20 protein-coding genes are annotated in these 17,631 nt (G+C 61.4%); 6 read left to right on the top strand and 14 right to left on the bottom strand.

Going from position 1 to position 17,631, the window contains the following annotated elements; all coding sequences use genetic code 11:
- Nucleotides 1-15 precede the first annotated feature (15 nt).
- Nucleotides 16-969, bottom strand: coding sequence for an SDR family oxidoreductase (locus QZ501_RS03660; protein WP_151439538.1), 954 nt, complete (start codon nucleotides 967-969; stop codon nucleotides 16-18).
- Nucleotides 966-1,784 carry a lysophospholipid acyltransferase family protein gene (locus tag QZ501_RS03655; RefSeq protein ID WP_295717234.1) on the bottom strand — a complete coding sequence of 273 codons (819 nt, stop codon included), beginning with the start codon at nucleotides 1,782-1,784 and terminating at the stop codon, nucleotides 966-968. Before QZ501_RS03655 ends, QZ501_RS03660 begins: the two co-directional genes overlap by 4 nt.
- A 63-nt stretch (nucleotides 1,785-1,847) precedes the next feature.
- Here QZ501_RS03655 and QZ501_RS03650 point away from each other — a divergent pair, with 63 nt between their 5' ends.
- Nucleotides 1,848-2,279, top strand: a complete 432-nt coding sequence (locus QZ501_RS03650; RefSeq protein WP_151439536.1) for a phasin family protein — start codon at nucleotides 1,848-1,850, stop codon at nucleotides 2,277-2,279.
- A 6-nt stretch (nucleotides 2,280-2,285) separates the two neighbouring features.
- On the opposite strand, the gene QZ501_RS03645 is transcribed toward QZ501_RS03650, so the two are convergent.
- From QZ501_RS03645 to QZ501_RS03595, 11 genes are all read right to left on the bottom strand, one after another.
- Complete coding sequence (locus QZ501_RS03645) at nucleotides 2,286-2,909, bottom strand: TetR/AcrR family transcriptional regulator (RefSeq protein ID WP_151439535.1); 624 nt, start codon at nucleotides 2,907-2,909, stop codon at nucleotides 2,286-2,288.
- Between the two features lie 26 nt (nucleotides 2,910-2,935).
- Nucleotides 2,936-3,748 carry an exodeoxyribonuclease III gene (gene xthA / locus QZ501_RS03640; RefSeq protein WP_151439659.1) on the bottom strand — a complete coding sequence of 271 codons (813 nt, stop codon included), beginning with the start codon at nucleotides 3,746-3,748 and terminating at the stop codon, nucleotides 2,936-2,938.
- A gap of 84 nt (nucleotides 3,749-3,832) precedes the next feature.
- Nucleotides 3,833-4,576, bottom strand: a complete 744-nt coding sequence (locus tag QZ501_RS03635; protein ID WP_295717231.1) for a hypothetical protein — start codon at nucleotides 4,574-4,576, stop codon at nucleotides 3,833-3,835.
- Entirely contained in the window at nucleotides 4,560-5,096 is a 537-nt protein-coding gene (locus QZ501_RS03630; protein WP_151439533.1) for a DUF2878 domain-containing protein, read from the bottom strand. The genes QZ501_RS03635 and QZ501_RS03630 overlap by 17 nt, the downstream gene beginning before the upstream one ends.
- 2 nt (nucleotides 5,097-5,098) lie before the next feature.
- Nucleotides 5,099-6,379, bottom strand: coding sequence for a cyclopropane-fatty-acyl-phospholipid synthase family protein (locus tag QZ501_RS03625; protein WP_151439532.1), 1,281 nt, complete (start codon nucleotides 6,377-6,379; stop codon nucleotides 5,099-5,101).
- Nucleotides 6,367-7,248, bottom strand: a complete 882-nt coding sequence (locus QZ501_RS03620; protein ID WP_160898740.1) for a DUF1365 domain-containing protein — start codon at nucleotides 7,246-7,248, stop codon at nucleotides 6,367-6,369. The genes QZ501_RS03625 and QZ501_RS03620 overlap by 13 nt, the downstream gene beginning before the upstream one ends.
- Nucleotides 7,245-8,510, bottom strand: a complete 1,266-nt coding sequence (locus QZ501_RS03615) for an FAD-dependent oxidoreductase (RefSeq protein ID WP_295717227.1) — start codon at nucleotides 8,508-8,510, stop codon at nucleotides 7,245-7,247. The genes QZ501_RS03620 and QZ501_RS03615 overlap by 4 nt, the downstream gene beginning before the upstream one ends.
- 8 nt (nucleotides 8,511-8,518) lie before the next feature.
- Nucleotides 8,519-9,313: an SDR family NAD(P)-dependent oxidoreductase gene (locus QZ501_RS03610; protein ID WP_295717225.1), complete on the bottom strand. Its 795-nt coding sequence runs from the start codon at nucleotides 9,311-9,313 to the stop codon at nucleotides 8,519-8,521.
- Nucleotides 9,310-9,741 carry a nuclear transport factor 2 family protein gene (locus QZ501_RS03605; RefSeq protein WP_160898742.1) on the bottom strand — a complete coding sequence of 144 codons (432 nt, stop codon included), beginning with the start codon at nucleotides 9,739-9,741 and terminating at the stop codon, nucleotides 9,310-9,312. Before QZ501_RS03605 ends, QZ501_RS03610 begins: the two co-directional genes overlap by 4 nt.
- Nucleotides 9,725-10,690, bottom strand: coding sequence for an acyl-CoA desaturase (locus QZ501_RS03600; RefSeq protein WP_151439527.1), 966 nt, complete (start codon nucleotides 10,688-10,690; stop codon nucleotides 9,725-9,727). Before QZ501_RS03600 ends, QZ501_RS03605 begins: the two co-directional genes overlap by 17 nt.
- Before the next feature lie 137 nt (nucleotides 10,691-10,827).
- Nucleotides 10,828-12,297 (bottom strand): phosphohydrolase, encoded by a 1,470-nt coding sequence (locus tag QZ501_RS03595; RefSeq protein ID WP_295717221.1) that lies wholly within the window; start codon nucleotides 12,295-12,297, stop codon nucleotides 10,828-10,830.
- 111 nt (nucleotides 12,298-12,408) lie between these two features.
- Here QZ501_RS03595 and QZ501_RS03590 point away from each other — a divergent pair, with 111 nt between their 5' ends.
- From QZ501_RS03590 to QZ501_RS03580, 3 genes are read left to right on the top strand one after another with little or no spacing between them, the layout of a single operon-like run.
- On the top strand, nucleotides 12,409-13,596 hold the full coding sequence (locus QZ501_RS03590; RefSeq protein ID WP_151439525.1) for a SpoIIE family protein phosphatase: 1,188 nt from the start codon (nucleotides 12,409-12,411) through the stop codon (nucleotides 13,594-13,596).
- Nucleotides 13,589-14,077, top strand: a complete 489-nt coding sequence (locus QZ501_RS03585; RefSeq protein WP_151439524.1) for an STAS domain-containing protein — start codon at nucleotides 13,589-13,591, stop codon at nucleotides 14,075-14,077. The genes QZ501_RS03590 and QZ501_RS03585 overlap by 8 nt, the downstream gene beginning before the upstream one ends.
- 32 nt (nucleotides 14,078-14,109) lie before the next feature.
- Nucleotides 14,110-15,150, top strand: coding sequence for an NAD(P)H-dependent glycerol-3-phosphate dehydrogenase (locus QZ501_RS03580; RefSeq protein ID WP_151439523.1), 1,041 nt, complete (start codon nucleotides 14,110-14,112; stop codon nucleotides 15,148-15,150).
- Here the strand turns inward: QZ501_RS03580 and QZ501_RS03575 are convergent, their stop codons facing one another.
- Nucleotides 15,151-16,311, bottom strand: a complete 1,161-nt coding sequence (locus QZ501_RS03575) for an aminotransferase class V-fold PLP-dependent enzyme (RefSeq protein WP_295717219.1) — start codon at nucleotides 16,309-16,311, stop codon at nucleotides 15,151-15,153.
- Nucleotides 16,312-16,404: 93 nt separating this feature from the next.
- Here QZ501_RS03575 and QZ501_RS03570 point away from each other — a divergent pair, with 93 nt between their 5' ends.
- Nucleotides 16,405-16,986: a DUF1285 domain-containing protein gene (locus QZ501_RS03570; protein ID WP_295717217.1), complete on the top strand. Its 582-nt coding sequence runs from the start codon at nucleotides 16,405-16,407 to the stop codon at nucleotides 16,984-16,986.
- 178 nt (nucleotides 16,987-17,164) lie between these two features.
- Nucleotides 17,165-17,620 (top strand): peptidylprolyl isomerase, encoded by a 456-nt coding sequence (locus QZ501_RS03565; RefSeq protein WP_095616885.1) that lies wholly within the window; start codon nucleotides 17,165-17,167, stop codon nucleotides 17,618-17,620.
- The last annotated feature ends 11 nt before the right edge of the window (nucleotides 17,621-17,631 follow it).

The raw sequence follows: 17,631 nt of genomic DNA, 5'->3' as shown, positions 1-17,631 counted from the left end.
CGGAGTCGCGGGCGTTCAGGACTGGTACCGAAGCTCGCGATAGTAACGGAAAATCGTCTCCAGGCGGCGTTCCGGCTCGAACTGGAAACGCTGGGCGAACTGGCGACCATCAATAATGACAGGATACTTGAAAAAATCCATCAGATAGGGTGGGAAACGTCTCATATTGAGAGCCCGAAGCAGGGTGCGGGGCAGCATCGGGGGGATGGAGGGAACGGGAATCGGCCGACAGCCGCAGGCCTCCAGTGCATCGCGGTAGTCCACCCAGTCCTGGGGTGCGACATTGAAGATGCCCGTGTGCGGCTGGCGGTAGGCCGTTTCGATCGCGCGAGCCATGTCCTCGCTGTGGATGAACTGCATCATGGGCGAGAAACCGGCCATGACCGGCGCATTGTGCGAGGCCAGGAGATTGCTGATGGTGTTGCGCACACCTGGGCCCACGATGTTGCACGGCCGCAGGATGGTGATGTTGAGATCCGGGTTCCGCCAGAGATAGATGGTGGCCAGGTTCTCCAGCTCCACGGAATCCACCAGATCCATGCTCAGCCCGGCGCTCTTGAGTGGGTAGGATTCGTCGATCAGTGCGGGATTGAACGCATTGGCACCGTAGACATGATAGGTGGACAGGACGATGACCCGGCGTACGCCATAGCGGTCACTGAGCGACAGAAGCCGGTCGGTGCCCAGCACATTGGCGTTGTAGCGGCTCATCCGGGTCCCCTGGCTGGACATGATGCGACCGAGGTGGACAACGCCGTCAAAGCGGTAGCGCCGGAATAGATCCTCGAAACCACGTTTCTGGAAGTCCACCCGGTAACTGGCGACGTCGGGGCCGAGCCAGACCTCCTCGCGGAAGTCCACGGCAACGATCCGGTAATCCGCCCGCAGGCGCTGTATGACCTGCTGGGCCAGGGCACCGCCGGCACCGGTAACCAGCAGGGTGGGCCTGTTCTCCGCTGAACCGCTCAAAACACCCGCTCCCGTTCGCTCAGGCCCTGGTCGATCAGATCACTGATGGCACTGCGGACCCTGTCCACATGCCGCGCCATGATCTCTTCGGTCATTTCCGGGTCCGGCTGGAAGTGCATGGGTTCGCCGAAGCGCAGCAGCACCCGGCTCGGGAGAACCACAGGTGCGGCGACGGGCACATAGGGGACGCCGAGCCAGCGTGCCAGAGGACGGACGTTACCGAACGCCGGCATGGTTTCCTCACAGCCAACAACCCCGACAGGAACAACGGTGGCGTTGTGCTCCATCGCCAGACGCATGAAGCCGCTGCCAAAGCGCTTGAGCTGGTAGCGCTCGCGGTAGGGCTTACCGGAGCCCCGGATGCCCTCCGGGAAGATGATCACCGCTTCGCCGTTTTCCAGCATGCGGGCGCAATTGGCAGGGTCACCGAGAACGGCCCCTACCTGGTTCAGCAGGTTGCCCAGCCAGGGCACGGTGGGGAAGAAGCGTTCGATCATGGCGCGGGGCAGGCGGGGGTTCCTCGCCCGGTTGGCGAGGGTGTACCCGATCATGAGGCCATCCAGGGGCAGCTGGCCGCTGTGGTTGGCCACCAGCAGTACTGGCCCTTCGTCCGGTACGCGCTCTTCACCCCGGCTGTCCACCCGGAACCAGTAATCGTGGATGGGCCGGACCAGTGTCATACCGATCTTGGCGGCGTCCTCCTGAAAGCCCCAGGGATCATGGCCAAGGCTGCCGGTGACCTTGCGCATGCGATCCACCTGACGGTCGACCGCCTCGGGCACAATCCGTTTCTTCAGATACTGTCTCAGTTTCATGCCGGGCCCCGGGTTCAGGTATAATGGGATTCTCACAGAAAGCATGCGCCGGAGTCCAAGCCCATGGCGGAAAATAAAGACGAAGACCCCAGCACTGAAACCAGCCATGAACAGCAGCAGATGGCCGAGCGGATCAAGGATTCCGCCCGCCAGATCTGGCTGGCGGGGCTGGGAGCCTATACCAAGGCGGAGGAGGACGCAGGCCGGTTCTTCGAGCGTCTGGTCAAGGAGGGCGAGGACATTGAGGAACGCACCCGTGGGGTCGTCAACCGGCAGGTTAAAGCCGTTGAGGACAGTGTGGACGGAGTTCGGGAACGCGCTTCCGGTACCTGGAACCGGCTGGAATCCGTGTTTGACGAACGTGTTTCAAAGGCACTGGATCGGCTGGGTATTCCTGCGCCTGGGCGGGTCCGTGACCTGGAGCATCAGGTACAGCACCTGCAGGACGAGGTGGAAAAGCTGCGCAGAGAGCTGGAACAGCAGCGCGGTGACTGAGCCCGCCTAGAGATAGTCCTCGCTCATCGCCTCCAGTGCCTCGCGCTCCTCGGCACGCAGGTAGGGGGCGACCAGAACCATGACCTGGTAGACACCCCGCCCCAGATCCACCGAATCCTTCTGGTTCAGGTGTGACAGCATCTCGAAGCTCAGCCAGTAGGTCAGGGTCAGCACGATCTGGTGGCACAGGGCCTCCACTTCCCGGTCGCTTGCCGAGAGGATGCCCTGTTCACGGAAACTGGCGCAGATACGGCGCGTGGCCTGGTACTTCTGTTTCACAATGCGCTGGAAGCGCGGCTGCAGGACCGGGTAGCGGGAGAGGACATTGACCAGATCCTGGTAGAGAAAGCGGTAGCGGGCGATGGTTTCGAACAGCAGATGCAGGAACAGCCACTGGTCGTCCACCGAGATTTCGACCTCCGGTACCGCAAGCAGCTCCTGGATCTCGTGTTCATAGCGGTCGTAGAGCTCGGTGACGATCTCACTCTTGCTCTTGAAATGGTAATACAGGTTGCCCGGGCTGATGTCGATCTCGTCAGCGATCTGCAGCGTGGTCACGTTGGACTCCCCGTCCGCGTTGAACAGCTCAAGGCTGGCGTCGAGGATCCGATCACGGGTCTTGCGCTTCATGCGGCCGCACCATCCCAGTGCTCGGTTTACCGGCGAAAGTCAGCCCATACCGGACAGTGGTCGGAGGGCTTGGTCATACTCCGGATACTGTAGGAAATACCACCGTCTGTCACGCGCTGGGCCAGGGCATCCGTCGCCAGGATCAGGTCGATCCGCAGGCCACGCTTGGGATCCCGCTCAAACCCACGGCTGCGGTAGTCAAACCAGCTGAAGTCGTCATCGGTCTCGGGGTAGAGATGGCGGTAGACATCGTTCAGCCCCCAGCTCTTGACCTGCTGCAGCCATTCCCGTTCTTCCGGCAGGAAGGAGCACTTGCCTTCGCGCAGCCAGCGCTTGCGGTTGTCCTCACCAATGCCCACATCAAGATCGGTGGAGGAGATATTGAGATCCCCCATCACCATCAGCGGGTGTTCGGGTGAATACTGCTCCCGCAGCAGGCGCTGGAGATCCTGGTAAAACCGCTCCTTGGCGGGGAACTTGGTGGGGTGATCCCGGCTTTCCCCCTGTGGGAAATAGCCATTGATGACCGTCACTGTTTCATCCCCCACCGGAATGTCCGCCGTGATCAGCCGGCGCTGGGCATCGTCGTCGTCCCACGGGTAGCCACGCTGGACACGTACCGGCTCATTCCGGCTCATCAGCGCCACACCGTAGTGGCCTTTCTGGCCGAACCAGTTCACGTGATACCCCAGCTGTTCCACCTCCGCGGCGGGAAACTGGTCATCCGCAACCTTTGTTTCCTGAAGCCCGATCACATCGGGCTGGTAATCGTTCACGAGCTGCTCGAGCTGGTGCATCCGTGCGCGGATGCCATTCACGTTAAAGGTAACGAAGCGCATGAGGTCCGGGTCTTTCTGCATGTGTGCGAAGTCGGTGTCCAACGGCGCCATACCCTACCACAGCTCGACCGCGGGTGCAGGGACTCAGTGGCAGCCGGGCGCGTTTTCATGCTCATAGCGGATGTGCGCCCTGTGATTGTCCTCGGGATTGCGAAGAATGTTGGTGAGCCCATGGAAATCAGTGAGCTGGCGCTTATCGTTGAAGGCAAGGTGAAGGGGGTCCACGAACCAGCTGGAGACCCAGCCCGCCACGCTGATGCGGAACACATGCTCCCCATCCAGGGCCTGCATTTGTGCGGGTTCGGCATCGAAAGCGTAGAACTTGCCCCTGGTGGGAACCAGGAACTGGATGCGGACATCCTCACCGTCCTCGACCAGGGTTTCCCAGTTCTGGCGCACCATAACCTCAAATCCGGCGTCGATCACACCATTATCCGGGGCCTTGATGCGATAGCTGGACTCGTCTCCGCTGCTGGCACGGTAGCGGATCCGCACCCGTCCATTTTCCGGGTTGCGAACCTGCATGCGCTCACCGAAGCGCTGATCTTCCAGCGTGAAGCTCGGACGCGAGGGGGTATCACCATAATCCAGGGTTTTCTGGGCGATGATGTCACCCTTCGGGTCGCGGTAGGTCACTTGGTGTTCACGGGGCGCCCAGAACCCATTACGGCATTCGCCGGTCTGACGGTGCTGTTCGGTATAGACGATTTTCCCGGAATCAAGGGATTCGGCGCTACCGCTGAAGCGGATTTCCTTCTCCGCCGATGCCGTGATCGTGATCCCGGCCAGCAGCAATCCGGCCAGAAAGCGGTTACCAGCGTTGTTCATAGAGAGGCACTTCCTCAATGGATTCCAGCCACTGGCTGATACGCACCAGCACAGGGTATATCAGCCCCCAGCCAACGCCGATGGCCACGATGCCCCAGAGGCCGTAACCGATCTCGATGGTGCCGACGCTTTCAGCCGCAGCGTAAGCGAGAGCGCCCGCGAACGGTGGCAGACCAAAGAGTACCAGCCGGTAATGACGCATCCAGTAGAGGCAGTGGTTCACGGCGGTGGCAAAAACCGCCCAAAGCATGACCAGCCATACCGGAATCATGCCGCTGGCATAGGCGCCTTCGTGGCCGGGGAAGCTGAGAATGCCGAGGTTCTGGTGGAGAACATCCAATACGCTGCCGAGCACAGTGGCCATGAGGATGAAGCGGAATTCGCGCTGCGGAAAGGCGCTGATGAACATCAGGTGGGCAGCGACCACGGCCACGCCGGCGAGAGCCGCCAGCTGGCCGGGATACAGCACGGCCACGAACCACCCGAGTTGGAAGAGGATGAAGTTCGCGAGACTGCGCATGCTCAGGTTCTCCCATCGGTGAGGTCGCCGGCGGCTACGATGCAGGAGCGGCGGTTGTCTGGCTTGCCCATCAGAAGCTGGATGTTGCCGATGCGCCGCTCCGCGAATCCAGCCTCGCAATAGGCGAAGTAGTACCGCCACAGGCGGATGAACGCGTCAGAGTACCCGAGGCTGCGGATGGCGTCACGGTTGGCTTCAAAGCGTTCCCGCCAGCAGGCGAGGGTGCGTGCGTAATGCAGGCCAATGTCCTCGGCATGGCTGAAGACCAGGTCCGAGTGGTCCCGTACTGCGCCCAGTATGGCGCCCAGCGATGGGATGAAGCTGCCCGGGAAAATGTAGCGCTGGATGAAGTCCACGTTCTTCAGGGCACGCTCGTATCGCTGCTCAGGGAGTGTGATTGCCTGGATCAGGGCGAGGCCGTCCGGTTTGAGCAGCGCGCTGAGCTGTTCCATGTATTCGCCAAGAAACTGCGGCCCCACCGCCTCGATCATTTCGATGGAGACGAGTTTATCGTAGGTCCCTTCAAGGTTGCGGTAATCCTCGTAGAGCAGCGTTATGCGGTCATCCAGACCCTGAGCCGCAATCTGTTCCCGGGCCCATTCGTACTGCTGGGCGGAGATCGTTGTGGTGGTCACATGGCAGCCATAGTGCTGTGCCGCGTGGAGGGCGAAACCGCCCCAGCCGGTGCCGATTTCCACCACCTGGTCCCCTGGGCGCAGATCCAGCTTCTGGCAGATCCGGTCCAGCTTGTAGCGGGAGGCCTCTTCCAGAGTACTTTCCGCAGAGGGGAAGATGGCGGCGGAGTACATCATGGTTGGGTCGAGGAAGCGCTCGAAGAGGTCATTGCCGAGGTCGTAGTGTGCCTCGATGTTCTTGCGCGCGCCGGTGCGTGTGTTGCGGTTGAGCCAGTGGAGGGAGCGCCGGGCCGGCCGGGTTACCCAGGAGACCCGGTCCTCGAACCCGTTCATGCGGTCGTTGTTACGGGCAAAGAAGCGCAGAAGACCCGTCAGGTCGGGGGAGTCCCAATCTCCGGCCACATAGGCCTCGGCGGCGCCGATGCTGCCACCGGAGACCATGTCCCGCCAGGCGGAGGCGTCGTGTACGGTCAACTGCACCGGATGGTGTAGACCGTCGTCGCTGCCGAACCAGCTCTCACGGTCGCCTTCAACCACGCGCAGCTGACCCTGTTCGAGATTGCGCAGCGTTGCCGTAACCAGGACGCGAGCCCAGTGATCGACGGGCGCCAGTGATGAGCGCGGTGCTGTTATTTTCAGGTTTTCCATGATGTTACCGTTCCAAACTGATCCGATGATGCATTGGCTGGCACGCCCAGTGCCGGTTCCAGATTGCTGGCGGAGGCACCCTCCCACTGGGGGTGATCGTGGAAGACCGCCCCCTTACGCCAGAGCCGGAGGGCGTTGAGGTGAATGCCAAGGCTGGCTTTCAGGGTCTCCGCCGGGAAGCGCCGCAGCGCACGTCCCGCCACTTCCGGGGTGAGGGGCTGACGGTCGGTGGCCAGTGTGGCATCGAAGACCCGGCCCTCATGGCCACGTACCGTCATGTGCACACGCAGCGCTTCGGGATGGAACCCGAACAGCCATTCGTAATCCTGTTCCATGGGGTTGAAGGGTGAGACATGGAACTGCTTGGCGAAACGGTAGCGACGGCTCTGCCACCCGTTACCTGTTTCCGTGATACTGCCGCCCGAAAGCACGTAGCTGTGGCGCTGCTCCCAGGGCGTATTGGTGATCTGGGCCAGTATGGCCTCGGGCACCGGGTTCCTCTGGGCGTCCGCGTCCCGGGCGTAGCAGAAGTAGAAGCTCACCGGATTGAAGATCCAGCCCCAGTAACGCGGATGGGTGATGAGCTCGATCGGCCCGGTGGGGCGGTTGCCGGTGGCAATCTCAACATGACGGCGTACAGCCCCGTCCAGTGATCCGTTACCGGGCTGGAAATAGTCGCGGCGCCGGAACCAGACCCGGTTCGGGCGCCTTGTTGAGATGCCGGGGTTAAGACCCTCCAGCCTGTCCCATTCGTCCAGGCGCACGGCGTACATCCCCATGGGATACTCAAAGTCATGCCGTACCGGCATCATCCGCCGGTGGCGGATGCTGCCTTCGAGAAATCCGCTCTTGAGAGGCTCAGCACTCATTCCAGTGTTTCTCCCAGTGCTTCACAAACGCGCAGGGCGCTGCGCACGCCATCCTCGTGGAACCCATTGAACCAATAGGCACCACAGTAATGAGTACGATGGTGGCCCCCGATCCGTTCATAGCGGCTTTGGGCATTGATGCCCTCCAGGGTGAAGCGCGGGTGCGAATAGCTGAACCGCTTGATGATGCGGGAGGGATCAATGGCATGCGTGCGGTTCAGCGTCACGCAGAAAGTCTCTGGGGCGTCGCGGAAATTCTGCAGGATGTTCATGTTGTAGGTGACGGAAACCGGCTCATCCGCCGACTCTGGCAGATGGTAGTTCCAGGCGGCCCAGGCACGGCGGCTGCGGGGCAGTACCGAGGGGTCTGTATGCAGGACCACGTCATTGGGCTGGTAGGGCAGTGCGCCCAGGATGGTGTTTTCCGCTTCCGTGGCGTCCGACAGCATAGCCAGTGCCTGATCGGCATGGCTGGCGATGATGACCTGGTCAAAACGTTCATTGCCGCGCCTCGAGGTCAGTGTGACCCCTTCCGCGTCCCGGGTGACGGTATTAACCGGCGTATTGGTGTAAACGCGTTGCCCCAGGGGCGCGGTCATCGCCGGGATATAGGCCTCGGAGCCGCCCTGGATGACCCGCCATTCAGGCCTGTCGGAGACGGACAGCATGCCGTGGTTGTTAAAGAACCGCAGGAAGAAACGCACCGGGAAACGGTCCATATCGCTCTCCGAAGCGGACCAGATCGCGGCTCCCATGGGTATGATGTAATGCTGCCGGAAATACCGCGAAAACCCATGGCGCTGCAGGTAATGACCCAGTGTTTCCGTCTCTGCGATCCGATCGTTGGCCAGGTCGTCCCGGGTAAGACGGTTGAAGCGCAGGATTTCGCCGACCATTCCCAGGAACCATGGATTGACCAGATTGCGGCGCTGGGCAAACAGCGCGTTCAGGCTGGTGCCGTTGTACTCGAGACCCGTGGCGCCTCCGTGCACGCTGAAGCTCATGGTCGAGGTTTCCGAGGCAATGCCCAGCTGATCCATGATCCGGATGAACCCCGGGTAAGTCCAGTCGTTGTAGACGATGAAGCCGGTATTCACCGGCCAGCTCCGGCCGCCGGCTTCAACGTGTTCGGTGTTGGTGTGGCCACCCAGTTGATGCTCGGCCTCGTAGAGATGAACCTCGTGCCGGCGGCTCAACAGCCAGGCGCAGACAAGTCCCGAGATGCCACTGCCGATGACGGCAATTCGCTGTGGTTCAGTCATGGAAGTGATCAGTCGTTTGATTCCTTGGCGTTACGGGACATGGCCGCCGCCATACGGTCCCGCAGTGACCGTGGCAGACAGGCGAACAGCTTGAGCATCAGCGTGAACCGTCTGGGGAAGTGGATATCCGGCCTGTGTCGCGTCAGGTCCCGAACCATGATGCGCGCGGCATCCTCCGCCTCCATCAGGAAGGGCATCGAGAAATCATTCTGGTCGGTAAGCGGTGTGCGCACGAATCCGGGGGAGATCAGTGACACGTCGATCCCTTCTCCCGCCAGGTCAGCGCGCAGCGATTCCGCAAGGTAGGCCAGGCCCGCCTTGGAGGCGCCATAGGCTTCCGCACGGGTGAACGGGAACCACCAGGCGGAGGAGCCGACCACTGCCAGCAGGGGGTGGCGCTCCCGGTTCCGGCTGGTCCGGAGTACCGGCAGAACGGCCTCAATCGCCCGGGCTGTGCCGACAATGTTGGTGTTGACCACCCGGGCGACCAGCTCCGCGTCGAAATCCGACACATCCATGTATTCACAGGTGCCCGCGTTGAGAATGGCCCAGTCAATGGGCGCCATGGCGTGCAGCTGCTCGCGGAAGTAGCGGCAGTCCTGGGGGCTGGTCACGTCTCCCGCCAGGGGGGTGACCGCGTTACCGTATTCAGCCACGATCTCATTGAGCCTGTCGCGGTTGCGCCCGGTTGCAATGACCCGGTGCCCCTGGCGGACAAGTTCGGCGAGAACCGCCAGCCCGATGCCCGAAGTAGCGCCGGTGAGCCACACCGTCAGATTGGTGGTGTTGTGCTCGTTGCTCATACCGCTCTGCTCCTGATCCACTGAATGATCCGGCCGAGCACCGGAATGTTCTCGTAGAGAAGCTCGCCCGCGTCGTAGTAGTCGCGGTGGAAGACGATCAGATCATCCTGCCCCTTCAGGAGGCTCACCCCTTCGACGATGAAAGACCGGCCATGGGCCAGTTTGGGGTGCTCCAGCGTCATACTCCAGGGCAGCATGACGCTGTGGGCATTGCTTGCCGGCTCACCGAAATCGAACTCACAGCTGGTGACATTGACATAGGCCGAGCGCAGATACTGCGCCAGTGATTCCGTACCCCGGCGCTCCACCAGTGGGTCCCGAAACAGGACTCGGTCGTGGTAGCACTCCTCCATCAGGGCCTCAATGTCCGGAGGTGCACGATTGAACAGCGACTGGAAGCGCGCGACCTGTTTACTGCTCAGCGTCATGGCCATGCCTCTGTCGATCCCTTTCCAGGGTTTCCTGATAAACCGCTTTGGGAATGGGTTTCAGGTTATGGATGATGCCGGCCTTTTCCATCAGCCAGAGCAGGTAGAAGGTGATGTCGATCTCCCACCAGCGAAAGCCCTGGCGTGCGGATGTCGGGCAGCGGTGGTGATTGTTGTGCCAGCCCTCGCCGAGGGTGAGCAGGGCCAGCCAGAAATTGTTGCGGCTGTCGTCAGAGGTCTCGAAGCGCCTCCGGCCCCATACGTGGGCCAGGGAATTGATGGAGACAGTGCCGTGGAAGACCGCCACGGTTGAGATGAAGAAGCCCCAGATCGTCAGCTGGGGGCCGTTGGTGCCAAGGGCCGGAGCCCAGGCGGCCAGAGCCTCACCCAGCGCGTAGATGCCAACCACGCAGACCAGCGGAACAATGGCGTCAAAACGGTTCAGGAACCGGAGCTCCGGGTAGCGGGCCCAATCCCCAACCCGGCGGTAATCAGTCAGAAAAGCCGCGTCACAGGTAAACCAGCCCACGTGGGACCACCAGAACCCCTGCTGCTCTGGGGAGTGGAGATCCTTGTCGGTATCCGAGTGCTGGTGATGATGGCGGTGATGGGCGGCCCACCAGAGTGGTCCACGCTGCACGGCGCTACTGCCGATCACCGCGAAGATGAACTGCCAGAAGCGGTTGGTACTGAAAGTCTTATGGGCAAAGTACCGGTGATAGAAGCCGGTTATCGCGAACATGCGCAGCACGAAGAAACCGATGGCGAACCAGACGGCAAAGGGACTCACGCCGACCCAGATCACCCCCAGGCATGCCAGGTGCAGGCCAATGAAGGGGATGATCCGGATCCAGTTGAGCCGGGTGCTGCTGGCATCAATGTGTTCAGCGCCCGCTTCGGAGTCGAACCACCTGAGGAAGCTGTAAAGGAGATTGCGTGCCTGTGCCATGATATTCCGACCTTGGGATTCTGTAACCGCTATTGCGCTGATGCGACCATCATACAACGACCTATACGCCGGTGTAGTAGGGGCGGATCAAAAACGCGGCTGGGGGGCGGGGCAATAGGGGAGATTGGGAGAATCAATCATGCCCGTAGAGGCTCGGGCAGTCTGTAGAAATGGACGATGGTGCTGTCAGCGAACTTCTGGAAGAAGGTGGACATGTCCGTAATGCGCTCCAGGTGGCGCTTACCGGTCACCGCGTCGCGCGCAAGGACCTGTATGCCGTCGAAGTGGTCGCGAATGTGGGAGAAACGGGCATGCATGGTGCAGGTCACAATCTCCTGAACCGGGGCCTCAAGGGCACGGGAGAGGTAGTGACGGTGGGCCTCAATGGCCTCGGGATCCAGCCCCTCCCGGGTGTCGACGTGCTTCAGACGGACCCGGTCCACCACACAGCGCGAACAGCTGGCCGGGTTGGCGCGGGCCTTGCGCCGGAAAGCCTCCCAGAAAAAAGTGTCCGTGATGTCCGCGAAGTTGCGGATGTCGCCAAGGCAGTCGTCCACCCAATCAAGTACGTCCCTGTCCTCAAGCACTTCATTGATTGCTTCCCGCAGCAGCCAGTCAAAGCCCAGCGCCGTCTTGTGGGCATAGACCTTGCGGTACATCTGGTAGCGGGAATAGACGAAGTCCTCGAGTGCCCCCAGCCCTTTCTGGGTGACAGCCAGTCCCAGCCAGGGGGAGTCCAGGCTCCAGCCGAAGCGCAGGTTGTTCAGCAGGTGATCCAGGTTGAAACCACCAATGGTCACCGAGGAATGGAAGCCGTCCCGCAGCATGTAGTCGGCGCGGTCGGCATCGATCTCGCCAGAGACCACCGAGGACAGCAGATCCATCACCAGGCGTGGGACCGCGCTCGTCTCAAGGGCGCCGGCGTGAGCGTCCGGGCCGGCGATAAAGGCCCAGAAGGTGTGGGCGTGCTGCTGGAAGCGTTCGCTGGGCGCGGGCTCGGTGGTCTCCATGACGCCGAGCACATCCTGGATCTCAATGCCGGAACGTCCCGGCAGGTCCATATCCGAGAGCACTTCCCAGGCAATGCGCACCGAGTAGTGCTCGTGCTCCAGTACATCTGGCAGTTCAGGATAGAAGGTGCTGGCATCGATGCCCGCCCAGAGCTGATCAAAGCGCCCCGGAGCCTGCATCAGCTGCTGGATGCGGTCGGCCTGGTTGAACTGGTGCGAGAAACTGGAATGACCACTGTCGTGGAGCAGGCAGGCCAGACGGATGACCTTGGCCATGTAGTCGATCGCATCCAGCTGCTCAAATGTCAGTTCGGGATGGCGGCTGAGCTGGCGTTCTCGCAGGTAGGCGTCCATCATGGCGCGGAACATCCGGTCACCCACGTGCATCACGCCAATACTGTGCAGGAAGCGTGAGTGGGTGGCGCCGGGAAACACCAGACTCAGAATGTCATTCTGGCAGATGTTGCGCAGGCGCTGGAAAAGACGGTGGTCAATGACATCCACCTCATGGCGGTGGAGCCGTATGCCACCATGGACAGGGTCCATGATCAGCTTGTCGTAGGCACCGAGCAGGTCATCCAGGGCACTTCGCGTCATCGGGCTTTCCGCTTGCCTAAGTTGCGCAACAGGGCCAGACTCTAGCACATCAGCCGCGCCCGCGTACCGCCGCGCCGGGCGGGATATTCGCTGTCTTTGGGAGCGGTGCCCATGGCCACCCGCACGGAACACATTCTCATCATTGATCCGGAGGCTGACAGCCGCAATGAGCTGTGCCGCCACCTTCAGGTCCGTGGGTATTACGTGACCGCATGTGAAAGCCTGATGGAGGGGGTTGCCAGTCTGAGTGCGACACCACCGGATCTGATCTTTGCCGATCTGCCGGCTGCCCATATCAGCGATCTTGCGCGCGAGGCCACGAGCGGCGGCGTGGAGGCGCCCGTGATCGCACTGAGCGGTGCCAGCACAGCGGATGAAGTGGTTGCAGTCATGCGGGCAGGCGCCTCGGAAGTGGTGCTTAAGCCCCTGGATGACAAGAATGCCGTGGACGACGCGCTGGCCAAGCTTTTTGAACGGATACGGGTGGCCCGACTCAACGAGGTCTACCGTGAGGAACTGGAACGCAAGAATCTGAACCTGCGCGAGGGGATCTCCGAGCTGCGTGCGGACCAGAGTGCCGGGCGCAAGGTACAGATGAAGATGCTCCCCGACCCGGACCAGTCAATGGCCGGGGTACACATGACGCACTGCATCCAGCCATCGTTGTACCTCAGCGGTGATTTCCTGGATTACATGAAGCTTGATGAGCACCTGAGCCTGGTCTACATCGCCGATGTGTCCGGGCACGGGGCCAGCAGCGCCTTCGTAACGGTACTGCTCAAAAACCTCACCAACCGCCTCCAGCGCAATCTGCGGCGCGGCTCCAGTGAGGACATCCTGGATCCGGAGCGGTTCCTTCAGAGGGTCAACCATGAACTGCTGGAAACCGGTCTGGGTAAACACGTGACCCTCTTTGTGGGCCTGGTGGACACCCAGGCCCGTGAACTGCGTTACTCCGTGGGTGGCCACTTCCCCATGCCGATCCTCCTGGATGGGAATGGCGCACGCTTCCTTGAGGGCAGCGGCCTCCCTGTAGGGCTGTTCAACAAGCCCGACTGGGCCCATTACAGTGAGCGGCTGAACCCCGGCTTCCGGTTGATCCTGTTCTCGGACGGCATTCTTGAAGTGATCGATGCCCCCAGTCTGGACGAGAAGGAAAAACGGTTACTTGAACTCGTGCAATCTGGACGTCACACTGTCGAAAGACTCAGTGAGTCGTTACAGATCGAGGCAATGGACGAACTTCCCGATGACATTGCCATAGTGACGGTGACCGACGGACGTGCTGCTGATGAGTGATTGCAAGATTCTGCAGGCTCAGGAGCGGGGTATTTACGTACTCAAGTTCATCGGAGAAGTACGTCTCAATCTTTGCTCAACGCTGGACCAGATCATTGATGACATGTTCGGAAACCCCGAGTTCCGGACTGTGGTGGTGGATCTCACCGAGACGGAAGTGATCGACAGCACCACACTCGGGCTGCTGGCCAAAATCGCCATGGCCTCCGAGGAACGCAGCCACTTCCTGCCCACGCTGATCACCACCAACCCTGACGTCACCCGCATCATCCATTCCATGGGTTTCGACCGCATCTTCCTGATCGTGCGCGAACCGGCACGGGATCCCCAGGAACTTGAGGAGATTCCGCTCATGCGCGCCAGTGAGCAGGAAGTGCGGGACAAGGTCCTGGATGCGCACCGGACCCTGATGAGCATGAACCATCACAATCAGGAACAGTTCCAGAATCTGGTGCGTGCCCTGGAATGCGAAGCCCCCTGAACCCATCTGAACAAACCGAATAAGCCCGCTTCATGGAGAACGCGATTCAGACCACTGTGTTGGGTGGTGGCAGTTTCGGCACCGCCATGGCCCAGGTACTGGCCGAGAACGGGCATCCCGTCCGACTCTGGATGCGCAGTGCCGAGCAGGCAGAGGCCATCCGCCACACCCGCATCAACCACCAGTATTTCCCGGAACTCGAGCTGGACTCGCTGGTTGAACCCACCACCGACATGGGTGGTGCCATCGAGCAGGCAGAGCTGGTGTTCGTGGCACTGCCCAGCAAGGTCTTCCGTGATGTGATCCGAAACGCTGCCGGCCATTTCCGCGACCAGCAGATGGTGGTCAGCCTCACCAAGGGGATTGAGCGCGACGGTTTCCGGCTCATGAGCCAGGTACTGAAGGAAGAGCTGCCCGGCACCCGGGTGGGGGTCCTGAGCGGGCCCAACCTGGCCGGCGAGCTCGTCCAGCATGAGATTACCGCTTCCGTGATCGCTTCCGAGGACCGGGAACTGCGGGAGCGTGTCCAGCAGGCCCTGGGGAACGCCTATTTCCGTATCTATGCCAACCTGGATGTGTACGGTGTTGAGCTTGGCGGCGCACTCAAGAACATCTATGCGGTGGTTTCCGGCCTGGCCGATGCCAGGGGTATGGGCGAGAACACCAAGTCCATGCTGATTACCCGCAGCCTGGCGGAAATGAGCCGCTTTGCCGTGAGCATGGGGGCCAACCCCATGACGTTCCTGGGGCTGGCCGGCGTCGGGGACCTGATCGTGACGTGCAGCTCCAGTCTGAGCCGCAATTACCGGGTCGGCTATGCCGTCGGGCAGGGCAGCACTCTGGATGAGGCCGTGACGGAGCTCGGGCAGGTGGCAGAGGGGGTCCGGACCCTGGAGCTGGTCCACGAGAAAGCCATCGAGCTGGACGTCTACATGCCCCTGGTACGGGGGCTCTACCAGATCCTTTACCGGGGAGCTTCCATCACCGATGTGGTGGGAGCGCTCATGAATGCCACCCAGAACAGCGACGTGGAGTTCATTCTGCCCCGTCAGGGCGAGGGTTCCGCCATCTGATCAGCCCTGGCGCACGAGGCGTTCCAGGGTGTCCAGGGCCTGCTCCAGTGCGGCATAAGGGGTATAGAAGTGGGGCGAGAACCGTACCCCGCTGCCGCGGCTGGCGCTGATAACCCGCTGCTGGGCCAGCCGGTCACAGAGATGGCGATTGTCCAGCCCATCGACCTGTACGGTGTAGATGCCCAGCCGGCGCTGTGGCTCCGGGGGCGTCACGGGGGTAATGCCCTTAATGCGATCCAGACCGCTCGCCAGGCGGCTCACGCGCTGGTCAATCAGGCTCCTGACCTGATCCAGTCCCACTTCAAGCAGCAGACCGGTGCTGGCCTCAAGGGCATGAGCTGCGAGCAGATTGGGGCTGCCGCACTCAAAGCGCCGTGCGTCCGGAGCCGGGGCCCAGTCCTTACGGTCGAAGTTACCGGGGTCGGCAACCATGTGCCAACCGTATTCATAGAGTTTCAGTGACTCCCGCCATTCCGGTGCTACATAGAAAAAGGCCAGGCCTTCGGGTCCCAGCATCCACTTGTGGCCATCCGCCATGGCGAAATGGGCGCCCGCGGCCTGGACATCCAGCGGCTCGGCACCGGCACTCTGGATGGCGTCCAGACAGAACAGGATGCCATGGCTGTCACAGAGCGCGCCCAGATGGGCGGCGTCAAGACGCAGGCCGGTGCCATACTGGACTGAACTGACCGACATCAGGCGGGTTCTGTCAGTGATCAGGTCCTCAATCGCGCCTTCCGGTGTGACGTCCTGGCGGTCGATATCCGCCACCCGTATGCGGACGCCACGGCTCACAAGGGACTCCCACACAATCCGGTTGGAGGGGAATTCCTGGCTCGTGATGATGATTTCATCCCCTTCATGCCAGTCCAGGCCAGCCGCAACCATGGAAAGCGCTTCGGAGGTGTTCTTGCACAGGGCGATGTCCTGCGCGGACGGTGCATTGATCAGCCGGGCCAGGTTGTGCCTGAGCTGGTCCTCAACCGTGAGCCACTGGGGATAGTGAGTGGCCCCCAGGTGGCTGTTCTCATGGGCGAAGCGGGCAACGGCATCACTGGCACGCCGCGGCCAGGGTGCCACGGCCGCGTGGTTGAGATAGGCAAGCCCCGCCTCAAGCGGGAATTCACTCAGCAGCTGCGTGGCTGAAAAACGCTCCGTCATGCTCCGTCTCCGTCATGTCCGTCATTGAAGGGGAGGGCTCGCACCGCTAGTATCGGACCTGTTCCATGCACTGATTGCGCCGGAGGGCTGCAGATGGGAGAACCCGATTCCCAGGCGGAACTGGCCCGACAATTCGAACACGTCGCCCAGTACGATACAACCGGAAAGGGCCCGCCGGTGGATCAGTGGGATCCGCCGTTCACGGACGACCTGGAACTGTTCATCAACCGTAATGGCCGCTGGTTCTACCAGGGCCGTGAAATCGAACGGCTGGCGCTGCGCCGACTTTTCGCCTCCATCATGCGTCGTGAATCAGATGGTTACTACTATCTTCTAACACCGCACGAGAAGTACCGCATCCAGGTGGAAGATGTTCCCTTCCTCGCACACAGCGTTGAGCAGGAAGGTGAGGGGGATGGGCGCGTTCTCTGGCTGCATACGGATGTGGAGGACCGCTTCCCGATCGGTGACTCGCACCCGCTGATCGTTCGAACGGATGATAAGAGGGGCGAACCCCAGCCCTATGTGATGGTACGGCGCGGGCTCCAGGCCCGGATCGAGCGCAGTGCCTTCTACCACCTCACGGAACTGGCTGAGGAGCGTGCCATCAACGGCGCAACCCACGTCGGGGTGGTCAGTCAGGGCAGTTTCTTTTCCCTGGGCCGGATCGGCTGATCACGGTTTTCAAAGCCGCCATTATTTTCTATCATGGAGTATGGGTGCCTGTATTGAGCAGCACCCTTGCGTCCCGGATCGTCGTAAGTCCCTCTGTACAGGCCGCTGTTCAGCAACACTTTCGATCCACCGCACTATTGTTATTACGACGTTTCTGTCCTATACGCAAGGAGTCAACATGACCGAATCCCGTGTCGTCAGCATCCACTACACCCTCAAGAACGACGAGGGTGAGGTTCTGGATTCTTCCCGCGAGCGTGAGCCGCTCAGCTATCTGGAAGGGGCCCAGAACATCATCAGTGGCCTGGAAGAAGCACTGACCGACAAGGCCCAGGGTGACGAAGCCCAGGTATCCCTGGATCCGGAGAACGCTTACGGCGAAGTCCGCGAAGAACTGGTCCAGCCCGTCCCGAGCTCCGCTTTTGAGGGCGTTGAGAAGGTCGAGCCCGGCATGCAGTTCCAGGCGGAAACGCCCGGCGGCCCGCAGATCGTACGCGTGGTATCCGTTGAGGATGAGACCGTGACCATCGATGCCAACCATCCGCTCGCCGGCCAGCGTCTGCACTTCGATGTTGAGGTGGTTGATACGCGTGAGCCGTCCGACGAAGAGAAAGAGCACGGCCACGTGCACTGAGTCTTTCTCCA

The organism is uncultured Halovibrio sp. (assembly GCF_913056445.1).
Lineage (GTDB): Bacteria > Pseudomonadota > Gammaproteobacteria > Pseudomonadales > Oleiphilaceae > Halospina > Halospina utahensis_B.
Note: the sequence above shows the minus strand (reverse complement) of the source record. Positions and strands in the feature narration are given on the sequence as shown.

Coding starts and splice junctions, on each gene's coding strand:
- QZ501_RS03580 (WP_151439523.1), top strand. CDS start 14,110: ATGGAGAACGCGATTCAGACCACTGTGTTGGGTGGTGGCAGTTTCGGC.
- QZ501_RS03575 (WP_295717219.1), bottom strand. CDS start 16,311: ATGACGGAGCGTTTTTCAGCCACGCAGCTGCTGAGTGAATTCCCGCTT.
- QZ501_RS03565 (WP_095616885.1), top strand. CDS start 17,165: ATGACCGAATCCCGTGTCGTCAGCATCCACTACACCCTCAAGAACGAC.
- QZ501_RS03605 (WP_160898742.1), bottom strand. CDS start 9,741: ATGACGCTGAGCAGTAAACAGGTCGCGCGCTTCCAGTCGCTGTTCAAT.
- xthA (WP_151439659.1), bottom strand. CDS start 3,748: ATGCGCTTCGTTACCTTTAACGTGAATGGCATCCGCGCACGGATGCAC.
- QZ501_RS03625 (WP_151439532.1), bottom strand. CDS start 6,379: ATGGAAAACCTGAAAATAACAGCACCGCGCTCATCACTGGCGCCCGTC.
- QZ501_RS03635 (WP_295717231.1), bottom strand. CDS start 4,576: ATGAACAACGCTGGTAACCGCTTTCTGGCCGGATTGCTGCTGGCCGGG.
- QZ501_RS03585 (WP_151439524.1), top strand. CDS start 13,589: ATGAGTGATTGCAAGATTCTGCAGGCTCAGGAGCGGGGTATTTACGTA.
- QZ501_RS03595 (WP_295717221.1), bottom strand. CDS start 12,297: ATGACGCGAAGTGCCCTGGATGACCTGCTCGGTGCCTACGACAAGCTG.
- QZ501_RS03655 (WP_295717234.1), bottom strand. CDS start 1,784: ATGAAACTGAGACAGTATCTGAAGAAACGGATTGTGCCCGAGGCGGTC.
- QZ501_RS03630 (WP_151439533.1), bottom strand. CDS start 5,096: ATGCGCAGTCTCGCGAACTTCATCCTCTTCCAACTCGGGTGGTTCGTG.
- QZ501_RS03570 (WP_295717217.1), top strand. CDS start 16,405: ATGGGAGAACCCGATTCCCAGGCGGAACTGGCCCGACAATTCGAACAC.
- QZ501_RS03645 (WP_151439535.1), bottom strand. CDS start 2,909: ATGAAGCGCAAGACCCGTGATCGGATCCTCGACGCCAGCCTTGAGCTG.
- QZ501_RS03620 (WP_160898740.1), bottom strand. CDS start 7,248: ATGAGTGCTGAGCCTCTCAAGAGCGGATTTCTCGAAGGCAGCATCCGC.
- QZ501_RS03600 (WP_151439527.1), bottom strand. CDS start 10,690: ATGGCACAGGCACGCAATCTCCTTTACAGCTTCCTCAGGTGGTTCGAC.
- QZ501_RS03615 (WP_295717227.1), bottom strand. CDS start 8,510: ATGACTGAACCACAGCGAATTGCCGTCATCGGCAGTGGCATCTCGGGA.
- QZ501_RS03610 (WP_295717225.1), bottom strand. CDS start 9,313: ATGAGCAACGAGCACAACACCACCAATCTGACGGTGTGGCTCACCGGC.
- QZ501_RS03650 (WP_151439536.1), top strand. CDS start 1,848: ATGGCGGAAAATAAAGACGAAGACCCCAGCACTGAAACCAGCCATGAA.
- QZ501_RS03590 (WP_151439525.1), top strand. CDS start 12,409: ATGGCCACCCGCACGGAACACATTCTCATCATTGATCCGGAGGCTGAC.